At 64.8% G+C, this 3413-nt stretch carries 4 protein-coding genes; 1 reads left to right on the plus strand and 3 read right to left on the minus strand.

Translation table 11 applies throughout. The features are described from left to right. Positions 1-2310: AsmA-like C-terminal region-containing protein (locus EOA38_RS31280; RefSeq protein ID WP_281060133.1), on the plus strand; the 2310-nt coding region annotated here is incomplete at its 5' end. Positions 2311-2365: 55 nt separating this feature from the next. Here the strand turns inward: EOA38_RS31280 and EOA38_RS31285 are convergent. The 3 genes from EOA38_RS31285 to EOA38_RS31295 are packed head-to-tail and all read right to left on the minus strand — an operon-like array spanning position 2366 to position 3340. Next, complete coding sequence (locus tag EOA38_RS31285; protein ID WP_126093130.1) at positions 2366-2590, minus strand: ribbon-helix-helix domain-containing protein; 225 nt, start codon at positions 2588-2590, stop codon at positions 2366-2368. A gap of 9 nt (positions 2591-2599) precedes the next feature. Then, positions 2600-2797, minus strand: a complete 198-nt coding sequence (locus tag EOA38_RS31290) for a DUF4169 family protein (RefSeq protein WP_126093131.1) — start codon at positions 2795-2797, stop codon at positions 2600-2602. Positions 2798-2806: 9 nt separating this feature from the next. Next, the gene (locus tag EOA38_RS31295) at positions 2807-3340 is read right to left on the minus strand and encodes an SspB family protein (RefSeq protein ID WP_126093132.1); all 534 of its coding nucleotides are present in this window, start codon (positions 3338-3340) and stop codon (positions 2807-2809) included. Between the last annotated feature and the right edge of the window lie 73 nt (positions 3341-3413).

The following is a 3413-nucleotide window of genomic DNA, read 5'->3' on the forward strand; positions in this document are numbered from 1 at the left end:
GACACGGTGGATACCGCATTGAGGCTCCGTCAGGGTCTGCTCGAAATCGACCGGCTCTCGGTCGGCGGGCTTGCCGGCGCATCGATCAGCGCCACCGGGCGCGTCAAGGATTTTCCGGAAAGCCCGACCGGCAAGCTCGACGCTTCCGTCGTGGCCGTGGATCTGAAGCCGCTGATCGACGTCGCGGCGCGACACTATCCGGACAATCAGCTTCTGAAGGGCCTGGCTGCTCGTGCGGCCGCCTATCCCGAACTGTTCCAGGATGCCCGTATCGACCTGGTCACGAGTGCCGCCGACAATGGCGACGGCACGACGGGGCTCGCGCTCTCCGCGCAAGGCAAGGCCGGAGGCTCCGCCTTTTCGGCCTCGCTTTCTGGCAAGGGGACGACAGATCGGCTTCTCGATGCGCCGGTATCGCTGACCTTCAATGCCCGCAACGAGAACGCTGCCACGTTGCTCGCGCTTTACGGATTGCCGGCGCTGCCTCTCGGCATGCTCGGACAGGCGACCACGGATCTCTCGGCGAAAGGCTCGCTGGGCGGCGGTCTGGCGACCAGCTTCAACCTGACGGCCGACGATTTCAGGGCGAGCTTTGACGGTACCGTCGCCGAGACACAGCAAGGCGCCACGGCGAAGGGCAAGGTCAATCTCGACGCCGCCGATATCGAGCCGTGGCTGATGACGACAGGCGTCGGGCTGCCCGGCATGGGAACCGGCACTTCGGCATCGCTGGCCGCCGATGCCGATTTCGGCAATGGGCTTCTGGTGCTGAGCGGGCTCACCGGCGCGATCAACAAGGCCGCAGTGTCCGGCGACGTCAATGTCGACATGAAAGATGGGCTGCCGCATCTCGCGGGCGCGCTGGCGCTCGACGAACTCGATCTCGACCCGCTGGCGGTGTCGCTGTTCGGGGACCAGTCCTTCACATCCGACAAGAGCGGCTGGCCGACCGCGCCGTTCAGCCAAAAGTCGACCCTGCCGTTCAGTGCCGATCTCGATCTCGATACGGCCGCCCTTGCCGCCGGGCCGTTCGCCACCGCGCATGACGCGGCCTTGTCGCTGAAGCTCGACCAGGAAGGCATCCATGTCTCGAACCTCAAGGCCACGCTCTATGGCGGTGCGCTGACCGGGCTGTTCGAACTCAAGAACACGGAAGGCACCGGTCTGTTTTCGGGTCAGTTGAAGCTGGCCGGCGGTGATCTTTCCGTGCTGCCGGGTTCGGGCGTCAGCGGCAGCGGCGATATTTCCGCGGCGCTGTCGACCAGCGGCAAGTCGGTCGATGCGATGATTGCCGCCTTGTCCGGGTCAGGCACCGCGGCGCTGAAAGGCTTGAACATCACGGGTATCAATCCCGACGCCTTTGCCGCCATCATTGCCAGGGCCGACGCGATCGGGCGCGATATCGACGCCGCCAAGACTGCCGGCTTCGCGCCTGAGATCGCCGGGGAGGGCCGTTTCGCGGCAGGTGACAGCGATATTGCCTTCACCGTTGCCAATGGGACGCTGCGCGCGCCGCCGATCAGCCTAGACAATCCAGCGGCGATGCTGACGGCCGACGTAACCGCCGACATCAACACAAGCACCGTTTCAGCAAGGGGCGCGATTACCTATCGTCCCGGCGACGAGGCGCTGGTCGGTTCCGCGCCGGCCGTGAATTTCAGCCTCGCCGGTCCGCTCGGTGCGACGACGCGTCAGTTCGACAGCGAACCGCTGGCGCAGTTCCTGACCCAGCGCGCGCTGGAGAAGGAACAGCAGCGGGTCGAGGCAATGCAGGCGGCGCTGCTCGAGAAGCAGAGGCTGCGGCGCGAGGCGCGCTACTACGCCGCGCTGCAGACCGAGCGCGACCGGGCGGCCGAAGAATTGCGCCGGCAGGAGGAAGAGGCGCGGCAGAAGGCCGAGGCTGAGGCCAAGGCGAAAGCCGAGGCGGAGGCACAGGCAAAGGCGGAAGCTGAGGCGCAGGCCAAAGCGGAAGAAGAGGCGAAAGCCAAGGCGGAGGCCGATGCCAAGGCTCAGGCCGAGGCGGAAGCGCGCGCCAAAGCGGAGGCGGAAGCGAAAGCCAAAGCGGATGCGGAAGCGAAAGCCGAGGCAGAACAACGGGCTGCCGATGAGGCGGCCAAGGCTCAAGCCGAAGCGGATCGCAAGAAGGCTGAACAGGCAAAGCTGGAAGCCCAGCGTAAGGCGGCCCAGCAAACGCCAAAGGTCGACCGGTCGCTTCCAGGCGTCAACGACAGTTCAGCGCCGGAGCCGCCGAAGCCCAAGGCCAATCCGTTCACGATCGACAATCTTTTGAAGTCGCTGGACGGCGGCTGAGACTCATCCAGTCAGGAAGCTCGCGAATTCTCCACACCGCCTGAAGCGATTCATCTCAGGAAGCCTTGCCGCGTTTTGCCCAGGCCAGCACGTAGAGCCTGAGCGCGGAGGACAGATTCGCGTCGCGGGTCCGCGTCTCGTCGATCTCCGCGACCAGGGCCGCGAGCGAAATCGATCGCTGCGCCGCGATCGTGACGAGGTCATCGTAGAAAGGCTGCTCCAGGGAGAAGCTGGTGCGGTGACCGCGGATTGTTACCGAACGTTTTTCGACCGCGGCCATCGGAGGCGCTCAGCGTCCGTCCGGATCGCCGGGCTTTTCTCGGCGATGGCCGTCGATGAATTTTTCCGTCCTGTCGGAGGTCACCCGGTCACGTTCGCGCTCGGCCTTGGAGCGGCCATGCAGCGCCCGGTTCTCACTGGCCAGGCGTTCCTTCTCGATGCGCGCTTTCTGCTTGCGGGCCCGGCGGAGATTGACGACCTCGCCCATCTCACCGGTTCACTTCTTGCGGAAGGCGTCGAGCGAAACCACGTCGGCGCTCTTGCCGCTGGTGTCGGCGACAGCCGGCTTCTTTTCGGCCTCGGCCGTCTTCTTCTTCGATTCCGGTTTCTTTTCGGTCACGACTGCGAGCGGCTCCGAGGCCGGCGCGGCATCGTCATCTTCCGCGGCATTCTCCGCCTTGACGTCGAATTCGAGCTCGAAATTCACCGAAGGGTCGTAGAAACCGCGCACGGCGGAGAAGGGGATCTCCAGCTTCTCAGGCACGTCGGAGAAGGAGAGTCCCACTTCGAAGCCGGTATCGGTCACTTTCAGGTCCCAATACTGGAACTGGATGACAATGGTCATCTGCTCCGGATAGCGCTCGCGCAGCCGCGAGGATATGCGCACGCCGGGCGCGCCGGTCAGGAAGGTGATGAAGAAATGATGGTTGCCGGGAAGGCCGGTGCGCGCGACTTCGGCCAGGACCTTGCGCATGACGCCGCGCAGGGCCTCCTGGGCCAGAATGTCGTAGCGGATGTGGTCGTCGGCCATGTGACGGTCGGGTTCCGTTGAATCGTCCGCATAGCTGTAATCAAGCTTGGGCGCGGCGTAAACCGCATATAGG

This window comes from Mesorhizobium sp. M1E.F.Ca.ET.041.01.1.1 (genome assembly GCF_003997355.1).
Lineage (GTDB): Bacteria > Pseudomonadota > Alphaproteobacteria > Rhizobiales > Rhizobiaceae > Mesorhizobium.